The sequence below is a fragment of the Pseudidiomarina aquimaris genome (assembly GCF_003987395.1).
In the GTDB taxonomy this organism is placed as follows: domain Bacteria; phylum Pseudomonadota; class Gammaproteobacteria; order Enterobacterales; family Alteromonadaceae; genus Pseudidiomarina; species Pseudidiomarina aquimaris.
In genome coordinates this window covers 1-18,139 of record NZ_PIPT01000003.1, presented here as the reverse complement: position 1 = coordinate 18,139, position 18,139 = coordinate 1, and the positions used below count along the sequence as shown (strand labels likewise).

Here is an 18,139-nt window from a genome sequence, read left to right as displayed (position 1 = left end):
CTTAGCGCCAGTACTCTTTAATCCACGAGGTCGGTAACACCTTGCGATACCATTTACCACTCCGGCCGGCAATCGCATCATCTGGGTGCGGACGGCCATGGAAGATAATGACCTTAGCGCCCTCAGGAATGCGCGGCTCTTGGAAAAAGCTCAACGGGAACGGCCGTAAGCAATGCCGTTTAAAGCTGCGACACCACTCAGCTGGCCAATATTTCAGCTTGTTCTGGCGATCCACATACTGGGTAATATACTCCTGTTCGTTGCGCACATTTTTGCGGGCGCCTACAGGATCTTTCTTGAGATGTTCAATCGCATCGACATGCGCTCCAATATTAAATCGGAACACTGAGGTGTTGCCGGTCGCGTCTGACTTGTCCCATTCCTTAATCACTAAGAAGTCGCCTTCTGGCTCAAAAAACTCATCGAGACTGCCGACAATAACAATATCGAGATCAAGGAATAGCGTTGGTCCTTCGAGGTCATAAAGCGGCTGTGCGAATACGGTTAATTTCAACCAGCCGTGTCCAAAGGTCCATGGTTTACGCTCATCAAAATCCTTGAAACCAACTTCAGGGATAGGTTTGACCTCAACCTCATCACGAATACCGTCGTTGTCATCGGTAAAGCACACAAAACGGAAAGGACGTGATAAGTGACGGCTAACCATCGAATATAAAGTGTTTACATAATCAGAGCCGTATTTCTGGCCCCACTTGATACAAATTACGTTAACTGGCTGCATTTTATTCTGCCTGTAGATGTCGTGTCTTATGGGCGTATTCTGCCAAATATTGCCTGCCATGGCTATGTTTAGCCAGCGCTTTCGCGGCGAATCTCGCAGGCGTTGGCGATCTTTTCTGTTTTTTTGCGCGTAGCTCAGCTATTACTTTAATACACCTGTGCTAGGTTGCCATCTATGTCGTCATCCTCTGAACCAATATTTCTAAGTTCCGCATGTAAGCTGCAACTCAATCAGTTACCCAAACGTGGTCTCAAAACCGTTGCACTTATTCTCGGCGATCAACTTAATGCCAGTCACAGCTGGTTCCAGCAAACCGATGACGAACGCCTTTTTGTGCTGATGGAAATTCGCCAAGAAACCGATTACTGTCGCCATCATGTGCAGAAAGTGGTCGGCTTCTTCGCCGCCATGCGGAAATTCGCCAGCGCTCTAGCCGAGGCTGGGCATCGCGTGCTGTACTTGACGCTTGATAACCAAGATAACCAGCAATCCATCACCAGCAACCTCGAGGCCATCTGCAAAACCACCCAAGCATGTCAGGTGCAGTTGCAACAGCCCGATGAGTACCGACTTGACGAACAGCTGCAGCACTGGGCTGAGACAGTCGTTGACAGCTTAAATGTCCGCGTTGATTGGTTTGATAGCGAACACTTTATTACCCAACGCAGTGTCTTGCAGGACTGGTTTGGCGAGCAGGACAACTATGTCATGGAACACTTTTATCGCCGTGTTCGTAAACAAACCGGCTACTTGATGAACGGTGATAAGCCAGAGGGCGGCAAGTGGAATTACGACCACGATAATCGCAAAACACCTAAGTCAGGACATGACTACCCGACGCCCCTTTTATTCGCCCATGATGTCTCTGAAATACATCAACTTCTGCTTGATTCCGGTATCGATACACTCGGTGAAATCGACAGCAAACAGTTCATTTGGCCCCTTTCACGACGTGAGGCGAAAGAACTGTTAACCGATTTTGTCGAACGCTTACTGCCTAACTTTGGTGACTATCAAGACGCTATGGTAACTGGGCAATGGAGCCTTTATCACTCCCGTCTTTCTTTCGCATTAAACACGAAAATGTTAGCGCCGAAGCAAGTTGTCGATGCAGCTATTCAAGCATGGCAGAATAACCCCAAGGCTATTTCACTGAATCAAATTGAAGGGTTCATTCGGCAGATCATTGGTTGGCGAGAGTTTGTGCGTGCGATCTACTGGCAATTCATGCCGAACTATGGCGAACGTAATCACTTGAACCACAAACGGCAATTGCCTGATTTCTACTGGAACGGCGAAACCCAAATGAACTGCTTAGAGAAAAGTATTCGGCAGTCGTTGGATTACGCATATGCCCATCATATTCAACGCCTCATGATCACCGGGAACTTTGCACTTTTAGCAGGCTGTGATCCGGACGCCGTCGATGCTTGGTACCTTGGCATTTATATTGATGCGATTGAGTGGGTCGAATTGCCTAACACGCGTGGTATGAGCCAATACGCCGATGGTGGCATACTAGCAACTAAGCCCTATGTTTCAAGCGGCAGTTATATTCATAAAATGTCCGATTACTGCACCGATTGTCACTATGATGTGAAGCGTAAAACCGGTGAAGGTGCTTGCCCGTTTAACCTACTCTACTGGCATTTTATTGATCGCCATTTTGAGCAACTGCAAGGGAACGGCCGCATGGGCTTGATCCTTAAGCAATGGGAAAAGCGCAGCGAAGAAGACAAAAAGCAGATCACACAAGAAGCCGAGGAGTTTCTGGCAAGCCTATAAAAAAGGGAGCCGAAGCTCCCTTTTCTCTAAACCTGTGTCACTTATTGAAAGCGACGGCCACGACGCTCGCCACCACGGCCTTGGCGTTCTTTGCCGCCAGCGAAGCCTTTTGGTGCTGGACGCTCACCACGCGGCTTACGCGGACGCGCTGCGATCGCATTGTCAGATAATTCCATCGCCATCTGTTGCTGGCGAACACGCGCACGTTGCAAGATACGTAGTACGCCTGTAGGCATACCTTTAGGCAACTCGACTAAACTGTGGTTATCAAACAATTGGATTTGACCAATATATTTGCTGTCGATGTCCCCTTCGTTAGCAATAGCACCCACGATATCTTGTGGACGCGCACCATGCTCACGGCCGACTTGGATACGGTAGGTGTCGAATTCAACATTCGCGTCGCGACGGTCTCGGCCATTGGCACGCTTGTCGTTGCGCTTGCGATCGCCACGGTCCGCACGCTCTGGGCGTTCAGCGAACTTCTTCGGTGCCGGATCAGCTGGCACGATAAGCGGGCGCTGCTGTTGCTGTTGCGCCAGTAAGGCAACAGCGATTTGCGTCGCAGTTAAATTCGTTTCAGCCTGCATTTTTTCAACGATTGACGTCATCTCGTCAAGGCCACCTTGTGCTACCTGTGCAACTAACTTCTCTTGCAGAGAGTTTTGGCGGAACTTACTCAGTTCAGCGGCATTAGGCACCTCGAAAAACTCGATCGAGCTATTCGTCAAGCGCTCATATTGGCGCAGTAGATGCTTCTCGCGTGGACGGAAGAACAAAATCGCTTCGCCACTGCGGCCAGCACGACCGGTACGACCAATACGGTGAACGTAAGATTCGTTATCACCCGGCAAATCGTAGTTAATTACGTGAGTAATTTCTGGCACATCAAGACCACGAGCTACAACGTCGGTCGCGACGAGGATTTCGATGTGGCCACTACGTAACTGGCTCACTGTTTGCTCGCGCTGACTTTGGTTTAAGTCACCGCTCAATGGCGATGCTTTAAAGCCTGACTTTTGTAAGAGCTCGGTCAGCTCCATGGTGTCGTTACGGGTACGCACGAAGATAAGCACACGTTGATAGTCCATGGTCTCTAAGAGACGCGTTAACGCAGTCATTTTCGTTAGGCCACGAACTTGCCACGCGCGTTGGCGAATATTGGCTTTGTTCTGGGTCTTCGGTGCAATCTTAATATTGACCGGTTGCTCACCTTCTTGATTGACCAAGAAGGTCTTCGCCAGCTTGCGAATCGCGTTTGGCATGGTCGCCGAGAATAGCGCACGCTGCGAAGTGTTCGGTACCGCGCCCATGATGGTTTCGATATCTTCGATAAAGCCCATGTTTAGCATTTCATCGGCTTCGTCGAGCACCGCCATACGCAAAGCTGAGAGCTTCAACACACCTTTGTTCAGCATGTCGAGCAAACGTCCCGGCGTGCCCACGATAATCTGGGCACCAGTACGCAATGCTTTGATTTGCGGACCAAAAGCAGCACCACCGTAAACAGTAGCAACTTCCAGACCACGCATTTTTTGGCCGAACTCAGACAATGCTTCAGCAACCTGAATCGCTAACTCACGCGTCGGCGCAACCACCAGCATTTGCGTTTCACGCGTATTGGCGTCAAGCAACGAAAGTCCTGGCAAACCGAAAGCAGCGGTTTTACCGGTACCGGTTTGCGCTTCACCAAGCACGTTTTTGCCAGCCAACATTGCTGGAATGGCTTGTAATTGAATAGGCGTAGGAGCAGTAAAGCCCATGCTGTTAAGTTGATTTAGGACAGCACTAGGCAGGCCCAAGTCGGCGAACGACTGGTCCACAATAACTTCTGACATAGTTTTCTCACATCATTTCTGTAAAGCATAAGGGGGAATGTACGCCCAGCTACAGAACACGATGAACACTCTGGCAGGAAATAGGCGCTGAACCCCAGCGAATCAGGGGTTGAGCCGCTCCCATCATTAGCGGTAATGACCCTGAGGAGCGCGCACTATACGCTAAACATAACAAAAGTACAAGGTAAACTATCATTGCAAGTGGCGCGTATAAGCAACATACTCATAAACCAATCATTTAATGACACAGCAGGGGGAATACTATGTCATCCCATAGCATGCGTTCGTTAACAAAAACCAATGCGTTCATTGATGGCCACTGGGTGCCGGTAGATGAGCGGTTCGAAGTAACTAACCCCGCCACTGGTGAAGTTCTCGCCGAAGTCGCCGATGCCGATGCAACACTCGCCGAGCGCGCCGTTGAAGCCGCCAATCGCGCCCTGCCCGCATGGCGCGCACGCCCCGCCCATGAACGCGCGGATTTACTGCTGAAGTGGTATGACGCAATGCAAGCCAATAAGCAGGCGCTGGCAGAACTTATGTGCGCTGAGCAAGGCAAGCCCGTCGCCGAAGCGGCTGCTGAAATCGATTACGGCGCCAGCTTCGTTAAGTGGTTCGCGGGTGAAGCCGAGCGTAGCTACGGTGATATAGTGCCATTGCAAACAACCGACAAACGCGTGTCCATCGTTAAGCGAGGCATTGGTGTTTGCAGTGCCATCACGCCTTGGAATTTCCCGAATGCGATGATTACCCGTAAAGTGGCTCCAGCCCTAGCCGCTGGCTGTACCATGGTGGTCAAACCGCCACAACTTACGCCTTTATCCGCGCTTGCAATAGCACAACTCGCAAGTGAAGTTGGCATCCCAGACGGTGTGCTCAATATTGTTCCAAGCAGCGACTCCAAAAGCGTAGGCAAGGTATTAACCGAGCACCCATTAATTCGTAAGTTCAGTTTTACTGGCTCAACCGAAGTGGGTAAACAGCTTATGCAGCAGTGTGCCAGCAATGTGAAGAAAGTTTCCTTTGAGCTGGGCGGTAATGCACCTTTCATTGTTTTCGACGACGCTGATTTGGATCACGCCGTCGAGCAACTGATGATTTGTAAATTCCGCAATGCCGGGCAAACCTGTATCAGCGCAAACCGAATTCTGGTGCAAGAGAACGTTCTGGATTCATTTGTCAATAAACTGAAAGCGGCGATGCGTGACTTGAAGGTTGCCGCCGGTACTGCCGATGAAGTTGATTACGGACCTCTTATCAATACCGCGGCCATTGAAAAAGTCGAACGATTGGTCGGCGATGCGCGTGAGAATGGCGCTGAATGTCTGCTCGGTGGTGAAGTGTTAAATGACCTCGGCGAGCTATTTTATGCGCCGACGCTGCTCACCGACGTCACATCAAGCATGGCAATCACCCAAGAAGAGATTTTTGGTCCGGTTGTTGCTGTGCAAAGCTTTACTGACGAAGAGGAAGGTATCCGCAAGGCCAATGACACTCCATTTGGCTTAGCAGGTTATTTCTGTGCGCAGGATTATCGTCGCATTGAACGGGTCAGTGCAGCCCTCGAATGCGGCATGTTAGGCATTAATGCTGGAGCTATTTCACATGCTTACAATGCCTTTGGCGGCGTGAAAGAGTCCGGTATTGGCCGTGAAGGGTCACGTTATGGCTTGGCGGAATACCAAGAAACCAAGACCCTAACCTTAGGTGGATTCGCATGAACGATATGATGCAACGTCTGCGTCACAGCTACATTAGTGGGCTTACCCGCCCACTAAGTTGGCGTATTAATCAATTAAAACAGCTGCAACTCATGCTCGAGGAGCACGAGAGCGACTTACTCAAGGCGCTGGAAAGTGACTTGGGCAAGAGCAAAGCTGAAGGTTGGCTCACCGAGCTTGGTTACCTCAATAGTGACATTGATTACACCTGCAAGCATCTGCGTAAGTGGATGCGCGGTAAACGGGTGTCACAACCACTGATGGCATGGCCCGGAAAAAGCTTTTTGCACCCCGAGCCGCTTGGCGTAGTGCTCATTATTGGGGCTTGGAACTATCCACTGCAATTGTTACTAAGCCCACTTGTTGCAGCCCTTGCCGCAGGTAACTGCGCAGTGGTTAAGCCCTCAGAACTGGCCCCGCGCACAGCCGACATCATTGCCAAGTTATTACCTGATTATTTGGCTAACGAAGCAGTACAAGTAGTGACCGGTGGTGCAGAAGTTGCGCAGGAGCTACTTGCCCAACGGTTCGACCACATTATGTACACTGGCGGCGGTCGCGTCGGGCGTATCGTTATGGAAGCCGCAGCCAAACATCTCACACCAGTGACGCTTGAGCTCGGCGGTAAAAGCCCTGCCGTGGTCTTAGACGATGCGGATATCAAGACCGCGGCACGACGTATTGCTTGGGGTAAATGGCTTAATGCTGGGCAAACCTGTATCGCCCCCGACTATGTCTTAGTTGCAGATAACCGTCGCGACGAGTTCGTCGCCGCCCTCAAACAGGCAGTGGAAGATTTTTATGGTACCGACGCTAGCGATGCCAACGACTACGGCCGCATTGTCAACGAGCAACATTGGCAGCGGCTCGTGGGCTACTTAGAGCAAGGAACCGTGGTCCATGGGGGCGACCATGATCGCCAACAACGTTTTCTTGCACCCACTATTCTCACTGATGTAGCCGTCGACAGTCCGGTAATGGAAGAAGAGATTTTTGGCCCCATCCTGCCAGTCTTGAGCGTGCCGAATCTAGCTAGTGCTGTCGAATTCATTCGTGAGCGTGACAAGCCCCTCGCACTCTACGGATTTAGTGCCTCAAAGCGGGCATTGCAACAACTCACAGAACAAACCCATGCGGGCAATCAATGCAATAACGATACCCTCATGTTCATGCTCAATCCGGAACTGCCCTTTGGTGGCGTCGGTCCGAGCGGTATGGGGCGTTATCACGGTAAATTTGGGTTTGATACCTTCAGTCACCAGAAAGCTGTAATGCAGCGTCCATTCTGGTTTGACCCGAAATTTCGTTACCCACCCTATACCTCGTTTAAGCAAAAATTATTACGTTGGTTCAGCTAATAAAAGTACTGTGAGAGTGTTGAAAAACACCTCGCAGCCCTCATTAAATAAGCATTCACTTGTCGTTAAGAAGGAATTACTGTGGCAAACGTAGGTATCAACGTCACCATTGAGAATTTTCAGCAGGTCATTTTAGAGGGTTCTAAATCCAAGTTGGTCATGGTCGACTTTTGGGCCGACTGGTGCGAGCCGTGCAAGCAACTGATGCCGGTTCTCGAAAAGTTAGCCAACGAGTTCAGCGACCGCGTTACCTTGGCAAAAATTGACTGTGAGGCTCAACAACAATTAGCTGCCCAATTTGGCATTCGTAGTCTACCTACCGTTGCTTTTTTCAAAGATGGCCAACCGGTTGATGGTTTTGCTGGTGTGGAGCCTGAAAGCGCCATTCGGGCCCGTATCGAACAACATGTTCCGGGACCGGGTGCCGATCTATTGCAACAGGCACAGGAATTGCTTCAGCAAGAGAGCTATCAAGAGGCTTACGCCCTCGCCAAACAAGCTTATGACCTACAACCGACGGATATTACCGCGCAACTTACGCTTGCAGACGCCGCCTGCAGTGTTGGCCGCCTAGAACAAACAGAAGAGTTATTAGCGCCTATCGGCTTGGCCGATCAAGACAGCCATTATCAGCATGTCGTCAGTAAGCTTGAGCTGGCAAAGCAAGCAGCCGACAGTCCAGAACTGCGCGCCTTGCAAGAGCAAGCGGATGCGCACCCCGACAATCTCGACTTACAGCTTGAGTTAGCGACTAAGCTCTACGATGCGCAGCGCATGGAAGAAGCTTTAGAGCTGGCGTTTAACGTTCTCATGCAAGATTTCAACTTCGGAACAGCCAAAAAGCAAACGCTCGACATGTTAAATGGCTTACCAAAGGGTGACCCGCTTGCGGCCCACTACCGTCGTAAACTCTACAGCATGATGTATTAGCTGATTGGCCGCAGCGACTTATTTGGCGCGCCGAAAGGTAAGATTAATCCGCTGCTGCCCGAGCAGCGGATGATTTCCCGCTAAAATCTTGCCGATACCGTGAAATTTCAGCCGATCGACGCCCCCCCAAACCACCACGTCACCATGGTGCAGTTCAATACGCTGCGGACGCTCGTTACGACTATCTCCTCCCCAAAGAAACTGCGCACTAAGCCCAAGCGACACCGAAACAATTGGCGCCTGCAGATTTGCTTCATCACGGTCTTGATGCAAACCCATTCGGGTTCCAGGCAGATAGCTATTCACCAAGCAAGCATCGGGTTGAAAGTTTGCGAAACCAGCACGCTCCGCCGCATCTTGAGCGAGCTCTGAGAACAATTCTGGCATTGCCGGCCAAGGCTCGTTGCGCAGCGGATCTTGCGCCGTATATCGATAGCCTTTGGCGTCACTAAGCCAACCCCAACGACCGCAGTTAGTGGTACGCACGGACATTTTCTTACCACCGGGGGTCGTCAATTGGCGCCACGGTGACACTGCTACGACCTCTTGTATCAACTGCCACAGCTGAAGATCTTGTGCCGAAGCAAAGCCTTTTAACACAAAGGCTTGCGTATCTAACTGCACTATCGACTGGTGTTCGTTCTGAGAAAAAAGATCCTGTTGCATAACTTTGTTACGTGTTGAGTGCTTGCCGCAGTTTACGGCATACGCTAGGATTGAGCGAATAACTTTCAAGGGGCTGCAGCAACGTATGAGATGCTATCGGTGCTCCTTGTCGTTGCGCATAATAACTATAAACAAAAGGTCTCCTCTATGAGTACTTCTCGCGAGCACTTTAGCTCGAAAATCGGCTTTATTCTTGCTGCCGCAGGCTCTGCAGTGGGTATCGGAAACTTAGTCGGCTTTCCAGTTGCTGCAACCAAAAACGGCGGCGGTGCCTTTCTCATTATCTACGCGTTGTTTGTGGCATTCATCTGCTTGCCAGTCATGTTAGCAGAAATGGGCTTAGGTCGCCGCGCCCAGCATAGTCCCTATAAAGCTTATGCAGTGTTAGGTCAGGATACCAAACGTTGGCGCATCGCGGGGTGGTTAGCGACCATTACGCCATTTATGATTGCCGTTTTTTATATGGTCATCACCGTATGGATTTTTGGTTACTTATTCCAAACGCTCTCCGGCAACTTAGATCTGATCGCACAACCGGATTATTTCGGCCAGTTCGTCAATGATTATTCGTTTGTCGGCTACTTGGTTGCCGTTACGGTTATCATCAATTTCATATTGGTCGGTGGAGTTAGAAAGGGTATCGAGCGCGCCTCTAAAATCTTAATGCCGACGCTGTTTCTGATGTTGGTATTACTCGTTATCTTTGTCTTAACGCTAGATAACGCCATGGCGGGAGTAGAGTTTTACTTAGTACCTGATTTCAGCAAAATTGACGGCAGTGTCATTAACGGCGCACTCGCCCAAGCGTTCTTTTCACTCTCATTAGGTATGGGTATTCTTATCACCTACGGCTCCTATTTCCGCCGCAGTGATGACATCGTTACCTCCGGTAAACTGGTTGCCATTACCGATACCGCAGTCGCTTTCACCGCTGGCTTGATGACCCTTCCAGCGATTTTTGCGATTTACCCTGACACCAACCCAGAAAGTTTAAGTGATTCATCAGTATCGATGATTTTCTCTTTCTTCCCGCAAATTTTCATGCAGCTTTCTGACATTGTTGGTTATGGCTTCGCCACGGTCGCCGCAGCAATTTTCTTTTTACTCGCATTCGTCGCGGCAATTACCTCGCTAGTGTCCATTATTGAGGTACCTACCTCATCGTTCATGGAACGCCATAATGTTTCGCGGAAAAAAGCCTTACTGGCGATGGGCTTTGCTATCACTCTATTAACTTTGCTAGCAGCCACATCGTTCGGTCTGTTGCCATGGGTGAGCAACGTTGCCCATTATGCAGGGGTAGACAAGTCACTCTTTGACATTATCGTCGACGTTTTCTACGACACGATACTTCCGCTTAATGGATTGTTGATTTGCTTGTTCGTTCGCTTCCGCTGGAAGCGCAGTAACTTTGCCGCTGAACTGAGTGAAGGTAACCCGAATTACCAAACGTCTTGGTTGCACAAATACGTCGACTTTTCGATTGGCACCTTTATTCCAGTGATTCTTGCTGTGATCTTTGCCAATACGGTCGCGACCAAGTTCTTTGGGACCTCATTCTTATAAGAGCGTAAGATGTTCGAACAACGACTCGAACAATGGTTAGTTCCATTCAAGACAGCGCGGCAACGCGCTGTCTTTGTTTTTACGCCGCAAAGTCAGCAACAACGTAATGAAATTTTAGCGCAACTTGGGGCTGCACTCCCCTCACCGCTGTGGCTGTCGGATACCTCTGGTACAGGCGCCAAGATGCATCGGTACCGAGACTACCTCGGGCTTACGACCACCCATGTCGTGCTCGACTTCGAGCATTTAATCCATGCTGACGCTCTCGCTGCATTAGCTGGCACGGTTAATGGCGGCGGCTGTTTATGGTTGGTACTCCCCGTTCAGACTTCGCCTTTTCAACAACGATTAGTCGCGCATGCCGCAGCAAATGCCAGTGTTCTCAGTGCCGATAACTGGACCGCAATGCTCACCGCGATCGAGCAACGCCCGCCCCAATTCGCCAACAGCCCACCGCTGCCAAACCGACCCAGTTCGGCCCAGCAAGTTGTCATTGATGCTCTTCTTGACGCCCCCAACAAAACCCATGTTTTACTAGCAGATAGAGGCCGGGGTAAGAGCACAACGCTTGGTTTGGCGATAAAGCAGGCACAGTTCCACCAACCGATATTAGTAACTGGACCGCGACCATCGGCGCTGACGACCTTGCTGAAAGAAGCCGGTGCTACAGCAACTTTTCGCGCTTGGGATCGGCTGTTGCGTGAAGTATCATACCATGGCCAACCCTTGGTCATAGACGAGGCTGCGGCAATTCCCTTGCACTGTTTGCAAGAACTGCTTGTGAAATTTCGGGTTTGGGCGGTAGCAACAACAGTCGATGGCTACGAAGGGTGTGGCCAAGGGTTTGCCTTACGCTTTATGGCGTGGCTAAACAGCCACTTTGACGTTTGCGAGCATCGACTTCACGAACCTCTGCGATGGTCACCAGAGGATGGCTGTGAAACATGGCTCAATGACGCCTTGCTCTTAAGCACCAACACTACCACGCAACATTCAAGTCAGAAGCATCAAGAGCTGAAGTTTGAGTTTTGCCACGCCAGTGAACTCGATGAAGACGATTTATCGCAAACAATGACCTTGTTACTTGAGGCACATTACCAAAGCAGTCCTAATGATTTACGCCTTTTGCTTGATGACCCAGCACAGCACCTTTTACTCGCTCGTTCTACCGCCGAGGTCGTCGGTGTTATCTGGCTCGCTACTGAAGGCCCGATAGCGAGCGAACTTCAAGAGCTCATCATGGCCGGCAAGCGGCGGTTAAAAGGGCATTTATTGCCTCAAGCGCTCGGCTTTTACCGCCAACAATCTGCTTGCTTGAAATGGACGTGGTGGCGAATAACGCGAATCGCCGTTACCCAGACACAGCGTCGGAGTTTGATAGGTAGCAAGATGCTCGATGTTGTCATTAGCCACGCACAACAACGTGCTGTTGATGCCCTTGGCACCAGTTTTGGTGTCACCCCAGAAGTTCTAAATTTTTGGCAACAATCGCCGCTGCAAGAAATACGTCGAGGCTTGAAGAAAAATGCCGCTAGCGGAACGGTGAGTGCAATTTGGGGGCTTGGCTTAACCCCCGAAGCAGAGATGCACATTCAGGCGCTCGCCTCTTTACAACATATCGAGCAAGCCTGGGTACATGGCATGCCTGTAGACGTGAGCGCATCAGCCCACGCAGAAATTCTTAACATTTGCAGCACGATTTTAGATGGTTTTTGTCAAGCGGCTTTGCCCTTCTCCGATGCACGTTTTGCTTGGTGGATGCTCGCCGCTCAACACGACAAACTCAGTGGTCAACTTGTCGAACTGCTACAACCTAATACACCGATAGCCACGTTAGTCGAAGCTTACCGGGCCGCTAGCCGCGCCGAACTAGAGCAAAAGCTGCGCGTCGAAGCCCACGCGTTTTTACTCAGCATAAGCGATTAGTAATTTACCTCACGCCCTCCTAATGCGGATGCTGTTTTCGCAAAAATATGCTATCTTTCAGCCTTTATGTCACCCGTTAATGGATCAGAAAAAAGGGTCAATACATGTCTCGAGTCTTAATTATTGGTGCCGGCGGTGTTGCTGGTGTTGTGGTAAAAAAATGCGCAATGTTGCCTGAATACTTTTCAGAAATTCACCTTGCCAGCCGCACCCTATCGAAGTGCGAAAAACTGCAAGAAGAAGCGGGCAAAGATCGTGTTGTTGGGGTTTATCAGGTCGACGCTGATCAAGCCAGTGAAGTTGCTGAATTGATTCGCAAGGTTGAACCTGCGTTAGTAATTAACGTTGCCCTACCGTACCAAGATTTGCCAATTATGGACGCTTGTTTAGAGACAGGTGTGCACTATCTTGATACGGCGAACTATGAGCCTAAAGACGAAGCGAAGTTTGAGTATTCTTGGCAGTGGGCGTATCACGAGCGCTTTAAAGAAAAAGGCATCATGGCACTCTTGGGCGCAGGCTTTGACCCGGGCGTAACCAATGTTTTCACCGCCTATGCGGCCAAACACTATTTCGATGAGATTCATTACCTAGATATCGTTGATTGTAACGGCGGCGATCATGGTCAAGCCTTTGCTACCAACTTCAACCCAGAAATTAATATCCGCGAGATTACACAACGCGGCAAGTACTGGGAAAACGGTGAATGGCACGAAACCGATCCAATCAGTGTTCGTGAAGATCTCGACTATCCCAACGTCGGTGTCCGCCCATCTTATTTATTATTCCATGAGGAACTTGAATCGTTGGTGAAGCACTTCCCAACGCTCAAGCGCGCGCGCTTCTGGATGACCTTTGGTGACCAGTACCTGACGCACTTGCGGGTTCTTGAGAACGTTGGCATGACGTCCATCGAGCCTATTGAATTCCAAGGCCAAAAAGTTGTGCCATTGGAATTCTTGAAAGCAGTGTTGCCTAACCCTGGCTCATTAGCTGAAGGCTATACCGGCATGACCTGTATCGGTACTTATGTAACGGGTCTGAAAGATGGCAAAGAAAAAACTATCTTCATCTACAACAACTGTGACCATGCTGTTTGTAATGCCGAAGTGGGCGCTCAAGCAGTCAGCTATACCACTGGTGTTCCAGCGATGATTGGCGCTTCAATGATGCTGCAAGGTCACTGGATGAAGTCCGGCGTCTGGAATATGGAGCAATTTGATCCAGACGAGTTTATGGAGCGTTTGAACCAGTACGGTTTACCTTGGCAAGTTGTCGAATGCGACACTCCATTTAAGCAATAACTTTATGAAGCATAATCCTTATTTAGATGCAGCCATCCCGTCGCCTTGTTACGTGTGTAACGAGGCGTTGTTGGAGCGTAATTTAAAATTGATGCAGCGAGTACAGCAGGAAAGCGGTGCTGACATTATCTTGGCGCTGAAAGGCTTTTCCATGTGGAGCACGTTTCCCCTTGTACGTGAATACCTGAAGGGCTGTACAGCAAGTTCTGTTTGGGAAGCTAAACTAGCTGCATTCGAATTTGGTCGTGAAGTGCATGCCTATGCGCCAGGTTATAAGACAAAAGAAATTGATGCGCTTTTACCCCTCGTCAACCATATTTCTTTCAATAGCCTTAGTCAGTGGCAACACTTCCGTGACCAAGTTGCGGCAGCCGGGGTTTCAGCTGGCTTACGTGTGAATCCTGAGCATCAAGAAGCGGAGACGGAGCTCTATGACCCGAGCGCTCCAGGCTCACGCCTTGGGATTCGCGCACAAGACTTGGAGCACGCTGACCTAAGCGGAATCGAAGGCTTACACGTGCACAACTTGTGCGAGTGTGACTCCTACGCATTAGAGCGCACCCTCCAAGCAGTTGAGAGCAAATTCGGTCACTTACTGCATAAGATGAAATGGCTAAACCTAGGTGGCGGTCACTTAATGACGCGCGAGGGCTATGACGTAGAGCACCTCATTGCGCAGTTAAAACGCCTACGCGAAACCTATGACTTACAGGTTATTCTTGAGCCAGGTTCTGCGGTTGCATGGCAAACAGGTCCGTTGATTGCAGAAGTAGTCGATATCGTCGAAAACGATGGCCCAATTGCTATCTTGGATATTTCTGCCACTGCGCATATGCCAGACGTGTTAGAGATGCCCTATCGCCCAACAATAACCGATGCGAAAGAGCCAGGAGTGTTGGCACATACCTACAAGTTAGGCGGAAACTCCTGTTTGGCCGGTGACGTGATTGGGCTGTATAGTTTCGCCGAGCCCTTGCAACCGGGGTCGCGAATTATTTTTGAAGACATGATGCATTACACCATGGTCAAAACGACTTTTTTCAACGGCGTGGAACACCCATCGATTGGTATCCTGCGACGCGATGGTCGATTTGATTTAGTGCGGTCATTTACTTATGAGGATTTCCGTAACCGCTTGTCATAAGTGAAGCTTAAACGACACAACGAAAAACGCGTCACAGCAGCACTGTGACGCGTTTTTTTTATGCATTAGCGTAAAGAGCTAGCCCCTGTAACACAAGTTCGCTGCGCTGCTCGCCACGACGTTTTAACTCAAGCGGCAATAATGGCGTCGAGCCGCCACTGAATAACAGCCGGTAATCAAACCAATCAAGCTCAACTTCAGTCACATGAAGAGCTTGCCTAACCAATCCGGCAAACATATTCACACAGCCATCCATCAGTCCGTCAGGAGTGCTTACGCCTAGCTGATTGGCTCTACCCCACATTTGATCTTGACGGGTAAAAACCTTCGGCGCGCGACTGGTTACCGAGCTTTGCATTAGGTCAACACCTGGCGCTATCCAACCACCTAAATGCTTTCCTTCTGCAGTTACCCAATCGACGGTAATGGCCGTACCCGCATCAATAATGACAGTGGCTTTGGGTTGTTCATTATAAGCCCCTAGCAGCGCCAACCATCGATCAACACCCAAGGTCGTGGGTGCTTCATAAGCATTCTTAACGCCAAAGGCCTGCGCCTCCGAATGAACTTGATGCACCGTCAGTTTGGCCAACAACCAACGCTCTAGAAGCTGGTACTGCTGTGGACCACCCACAAGCGACAACCAACACTCGGTCACCGTCTCTGGTAGTTGTTGTGCCGCGAGCTCCTCATACGGCAAATTAAACCATGGCTCAATGTGCCCTTCGGCGTCCATAAGCGCTGACTTAACTCGCGTATTGCCCGCATCTACTAATAGCTTAATTGGTGTCATAACGCAGACTTACCTCGCCAGCATGAAAGTGCTTGATTGCACCCTCGATTTCGACACATAGTGCGCCATCTTCAGCAATACCTTTGGCCACACCGTTTATTTTTTTATTGCCCATCGTCAGAGTCACGTTTCTATTGAGTAGATCATCAAACTCCAACCAGCGCTCGATAAAAGGCGCAAGTCCCTGACTATCAAAGTCCTGCAATCCCGTGCGTAACCGAGCGATTAAGCTTGCCACCCAATCATTACGATTGAGTTTTGTTGACAGTTCAGATTGTAGGTCCGTCCACGCTTGGTCAATCGGCGTTGCCAACCATTCGGGCATCGACAAGTTGACTCCGACGCCAATAATGGCATGTGCATCATCAATCACTTGGCCTTCAAGATCGATAAGTATACCGGCAAGTTTCTTATTGCTTACAAGTACATCATTAGGCCATTTCAAAGTCACATTTGATACGCCAGCTTCACGCACGGCCTCAGCTAACAGAACGCCGATCACAATACTAAGCCCCATAGCGGCGCTCATACCCTGGCGCAATGGCCAGTACATCGATAGATAAAGGTTCGTTGCAAAAGGAGAATACCATTGCTTGCCACGGCGCCCGCGGCCTGCAGTCTGAGCTTCAGCCAATAAAACCTCTCCGGCCTTAAATTCACCACCGGCCTGTAAGCGCTCACGCATAACGTCATTCGTAGACGTCACAATCCGTTCAAGATGAATAGGTGCTGACGATGGCGTTGCTACCCCCGCTTCAATCGCGTTTAGCTCGAGTAACTCAATGGCTTGCGCCAATCTATAGCCCTTGCCTGTTATACGAAAGACATCCAGCCCCAACGCTTGAACGTCCTTAATATATTGGCTAATGGCCGTACGGGAGACGCCAATTTCTTCGCCAATTCTTTGCCCAGAATGAAAGTTTCCATCGGCTAGTAATTCAATAACGCGGATCATACGATCATTTCGCTTGCTCATAGCTCGATCAGCCCATTGTCGTCCATTAACCTTACTTCGGCCTCCAACAGCACACCGAACTCTTCTGCGACTTTTTGCCGAATATATCGGGCAAGTGCGACCACATCTTCACCCTTTGCTTTACCGTTATTAACCAAAACGAGCGCTTGTTTCAGATGGACAGCTGCACCACCATACTTAAATCCCTTTAAGCCTAATTTATCGATTAACCATCCTGCGGCTAATTTAATATTGCCATTCGCTAATGGGTAATGCGCAACATCAGGATGACGCTGCAGGATGGCGTTAAAAGCCGTAGGTGTAACTTCCGGATTTTTGAAAAAACTACCAGCATTGGGCATCTCCGTCGGATTTGGCAATTTGCTATTGCGGATCGCAATGACAGCCGACATGATGTCATATGCTGACGCATGCTTATCGATATCTACCAACGCACCGTAACTTAAACGCGGCCGCCAATCTTTTGGCAGAAAGAACTGTACTTTCGTAATAACAAACCTTTTGGGATGGCGTTTAAAAACACTATCCCGATAAGCAAACTCACATTGCTGCTGACTGAACTCACGCCACTCTCGCTGTTCGCGATCCCAAGCGGTTACACTCGTAATAAACTCTCCAACTTCAACACCATAAGCGCCAATATTTTGTACCGGAGCAGCACCAACGCTCCCTGGTATTAGGGCTAAATTTTCTAGACCCGGCATGTTTTGTTCTAGTGTATCGCGAACTAAGCGATGCCAATTTACTCCAGCTCCAACACTTAAATGAAAACCTTCATCGGTCTCCTCAACGTTTATTGAGTTGATGGCAATGCGCAGAACAGGGCGCGAGAAGTCACAGGTAAAAATTGTATTACTACCTTCACCCAGAACGAGGTAGTCACCTACAAGCTCAGCGACCTCTCCGGCCTCAGTTATGGTGATAACTTCAGATGCGGAGTAAGGTAACTGAAAGGTATGTAAGGGTTTTAATGAAATTGCTTTTTGATGCGTTGTCATGTTGGCATTTTAAACCAGCCGTACACTAAAGGCGAGTTAGAAAAACGAAAACCAAGAACGAAGAGGCAAGAGCGAAGAGCGATGTTTGCTATTTGCTGTTCGTTGTTCGTTTAAAGCGAAAAGCAAAAACCAAGAACGCTCTTTGGTTTGGTGTTTATCGAACAACGAAGAGTGAGGCGAAGCCGAACGGGCGAATAGCGAACAACGCTTTTCGGTCCTAAAACGAAAAAACCCCGAGCGTTAGCTCGGGGTCTCATCTTAATTGAAGCCTGGCGGTGTCCTACTCTCACATGGGGAAGCCCCACACTACCATCGGCGCTGAAGCGTTTCACGTCTGAGTTCGGAATGGATCAGGTGGTTCCACTTCGCTATGGCCGCCAGGCATAAACTTG

14 protein-coding genes and 1 rRNA gene are annotated in these 18,139 nt (G+C 49.7%); 8 read left to right on the top strand and 7 right to left on the bottom strand.

What is annotated here, in order from left to right; all coding sequences use genetic code 11:
* Position 1 precedes the first annotated feature (1 nt).
* Positions 2–742 carry a glycosyltransferase gene (locus CWE21_RS04555; protein ID WP_126833284.1) on the bottom strand — a complete coding sequence of 247 codons (741 nt, stop codon included), beginning with the start codon at positions 740–742 and terminating at the stop codon, positions 2–4.
* 174 nt (positions 743–916) lie between these two features.
* On the opposite strand from CWE21_RS04555, the gene CWE21_RS04550 reads away from it, so the two are divergent.
* The gene (locus CWE21_RS04550; RefSeq protein WP_126833283.1) at positions 917–2,527 is read left to right on the top strand and encodes a cryptochrome/photolyase family protein; all 1,611 of its coding nucleotides are present in this window, start codon (positions 917–919) and stop codon (positions 2,525–2,527) included.
* A 41-nt stretch (positions 2,528–2,568) separates the two neighbouring features.
* On the opposite strand, the gene CWE21_RS04545 is transcribed toward CWE21_RS04550, so the two are convergent.
* A complete protein-coding gene (locus CWE21_RS04545) occupies positions 2,569–4,365 on the bottom strand; it encodes a DEAD/DEAH box helicase (protein WP_126833282.1) in 1,797 nt (598 codons plus the stop codon).
* 263 nt (positions 4,366–4,628) lie between these two features.
* Here CWE21_RS04545 and CWE21_RS04540 point away from each other — a divergent pair, with 263 nt between their 5' ends.
* The 3 genes from CWE21_RS04540 (at position 4,629) to trxA (ending at position 8,374) form a co-directional block, all read left to right on the top strand.
* Complete coding sequence (locus CWE21_RS04540) at positions 4,629–6,086, top strand: NAD-dependent succinate-semialdehyde dehydrogenase (protein ID WP_241970217.1); 1,458 nt, start codon at positions 4,629–4,631, stop codon at positions 6,084–6,086.
* Entirely contained in the window at positions 6,083–7,444 is a 1,362-nt protein-coding gene (locus CWE21_RS04535; RefSeq protein WP_126833281.1) for an aldehyde dehydrogenase family protein, read from the top strand. The genes CWE21_RS04540 and CWE21_RS04535 overlap by 4 nt, the downstream gene beginning before the upstream one ends.
* Positions 7,445–7,519: 75 nt before the next feature.
* On the top strand, positions 7,520–8,374 hold the full coding sequence (gene trxA, locus CWE21_RS04530; protein ID WP_126833280.1) for a thioredoxin: 855 nt from the start codon (positions 7,520–7,522) through the stop codon (positions 8,372–8,374).
* Positions 8,375–8,392: 18 nt separating this feature from the next.
* Here trxA and alkB read toward each other — a convergent pair whose 3' ends face one another.
* Positions 8,393–9,040 carry a DNA oxidative demethylase AlkB gene (gene alkB / locus CWE21_RS04525; RefSeq protein ID WP_126833279.1) on the bottom strand — a complete coding sequence of 216 codons (648 nt, stop codon included), beginning with the start codon at positions 9,038–9,040 and terminating at the stop codon, positions 8,393–8,395.
* A gap of 147 nt (positions 9,041–9,187) precedes the next feature.
* On the opposite strand from alkB, the gene CWE21_RS04520 reads away from it, so the two are divergent.
* From CWE21_RS04520 to nspC, 4 genes are all read left to right on the top strand, one after another.
* Positions 9,188–10,606, top strand: coding sequence for a sodium-dependent transporter (locus tag CWE21_RS04520; RefSeq protein ID WP_126833278.1), 1,419 nt, complete (start codon positions 9,188–9,190; stop codon positions 10,604–10,606).
* Positions 10,607–10,615: 9 nt separating this feature from the next.
* The gene (locus CWE21_RS04515) at positions 10,616–12,532 is read left to right on the top strand and encodes a tRNA(Met) cytidine acetyltransferase TmcA domain-containing protein (RefSeq protein WP_126833277.1); all 1,917 of its coding nucleotides are present in this window, start codon (positions 10,616–10,618) and stop codon (positions 12,530–12,532) included.
* A 104-nt stretch (positions 12,533–12,636) separates the two neighbouring features.
* On the top strand, positions 12,637–13,836 hold the full coding sequence (locus CWE21_RS04510) for a saccharopine dehydrogenase family protein (RefSeq protein ID WP_126833276.1): 1,200 nt from the start codon (positions 12,637–12,639) through the stop codon (positions 13,834–13,836).
* 4 nt (positions 13,837–13,840) lie between these two features.
* The gene (gene nspC / locus CWE21_RS04505) at positions 13,841–14,980 is read left to right on the top strand and encodes a carboxynorspermidine decarboxylase (protein WP_126833275.1); all 1,140 of its coding nucleotides are present in this window, start codon (positions 13,841–13,843) and stop codon (positions 14,978–14,980) included.
* Between the two features lie 58 nt (positions 14,981–15,038).
* Here the strand turns inward: nspC and CWE21_RS04500 are convergent, their stop codons facing one another.
* The 4 genes from CWE21_RS04500 to rrf all read right to left on the bottom strand — a co-directional run bounded on the left by CWE21_RS04500 (position 15,039) and on the right by rrf (position 18,129).
* Positions 15,039–15,773 carry a type III pantothenate kinase gene (locus tag CWE21_RS04500; RefSeq protein WP_126833274.1) on the bottom strand — a complete coding sequence of 245 codons (735 nt, stop codon included), beginning with the start codon at positions 15,771–15,773 and terminating at the stop codon, positions 15,039–15,041.
* Positions 15,760–16,749, bottom strand: coding sequence for a bifunctional biotin--[acetyl-CoA-carboxylase] ligase/biotin operon repressor BirA (gene birA, locus CWE21_RS04495; RefSeq protein WP_126833273.1), 990 nt, complete (start codon positions 16,747–16,749; stop codon positions 15,760–15,762). Before birA ends, CWE21_RS04500 begins: the two co-directional genes overlap by 14 nt.
* On the bottom strand, positions 16,746–17,747 hold the full coding sequence (gene murB / locus CWE21_RS04490) for a UDP-N-acetylmuramate dehydrogenase (protein WP_126833272.1): 1,002 nt from the start codon (positions 17,745–17,747) through the stop codon (positions 16,746–16,748). Before murB ends, birA begins: the two co-directional genes overlap by 4 nt.
* Positions 17,748–18,014: 267 nt before the next feature.
* Positions 18,015–18,129 (bottom strand): 5S ribosomal RNA (gene rrf, locus CWE21_RS04485).
* Positions 18,130–18,139: the final 10 nt, after the last annotated feature.

Bases quoted from the DNA above. Each gene is read 5' to 3' on its own strand.
- murB (WP_126833272.1), bottom strand. From the start codon at position 17,747: ATGACAACGCATCAAAAAGCAATTTCATTAAAACCCTTACATACCTTT.
- CWE21_RS04500 (WP_126833274.1), bottom strand. From the start codon at position 15,773: ATGACACCAATTAAGCTATTAGTAGATGCGGGCAATACGCGAGTTAAG.
- nspC (WP_126833275.1), top strand. From the start codon at position 13,841: ATGAAGCATAATCCTTATTTAGATGCAGCCATCCCGTCGCCTTGTTAC.
- alkB (WP_126833279.1), bottom strand. From the start codon at position 9,040: ATGCAACAGGATCTTTTTTCTCAGAACGAACACCAGTCGATAGTGCAG.
- CWE21_RS04540 (WP_241970217.1), top strand. From the start codon at position 4,629: ATGTCATCCCATAGCATGCGTTCGTTAACAAAAACCAATGCGTTCATT.
- CWE21_RS04535 (WP_126833281.1), top strand. From the start codon at position 6,083: ATGAACGATATGATGCAACGTCTGCGTCACAGCTACATTAGTGGGCTT.
- CWE21_RS04520 (WP_126833278.1), top strand. From the start codon at position 9,188: ATGAGTACTTCTCGCGAGCACTTTAGCTCGAAAATCGGCTTTATTCTT.
- CWE21_RS04555 (WP_126833284.1), bottom strand. From the start codon at position 742: ATGCAGCCAGTTAACGTAATTTGTATCAAGTGGGGCCAGAAATACGGC.
- CWE21_RS04515 (WP_126833277.1), top strand. From the start codon at position 10,616: ATGTTCGAACAACGACTCGAACAATGGTTAGTTCCATTCAAGACAGCG.
- birA (WP_126833273.1), bottom strand. From the start codon at position 16,749: ATGAGCAAGCGAAATGATCGTATGATCCGCGTTATTGAATTACTAGCC.
- CWE21_RS04510 (WP_126833276.1), top strand. From the start codon at position 12,637: ATGTCTCGAGTCTTAATTATTGGTGCCGGCGGTGTTGCTGGTGTTGTG.
- CWE21_RS04545 (WP_126833282.1), bottom strand. From the start codon at position 4,365: ATGTCAGAAGTTATTGTGGACCAGTCGTTCGCCGACTTGGGCCTGCCT.
- CWE21_RS04550 (WP_126833283.1), top strand. From the start codon at position 917: ATGTCGTCATCCTCTGAACCAATATTTCTAAGTTCCGCATGTAAGCTG.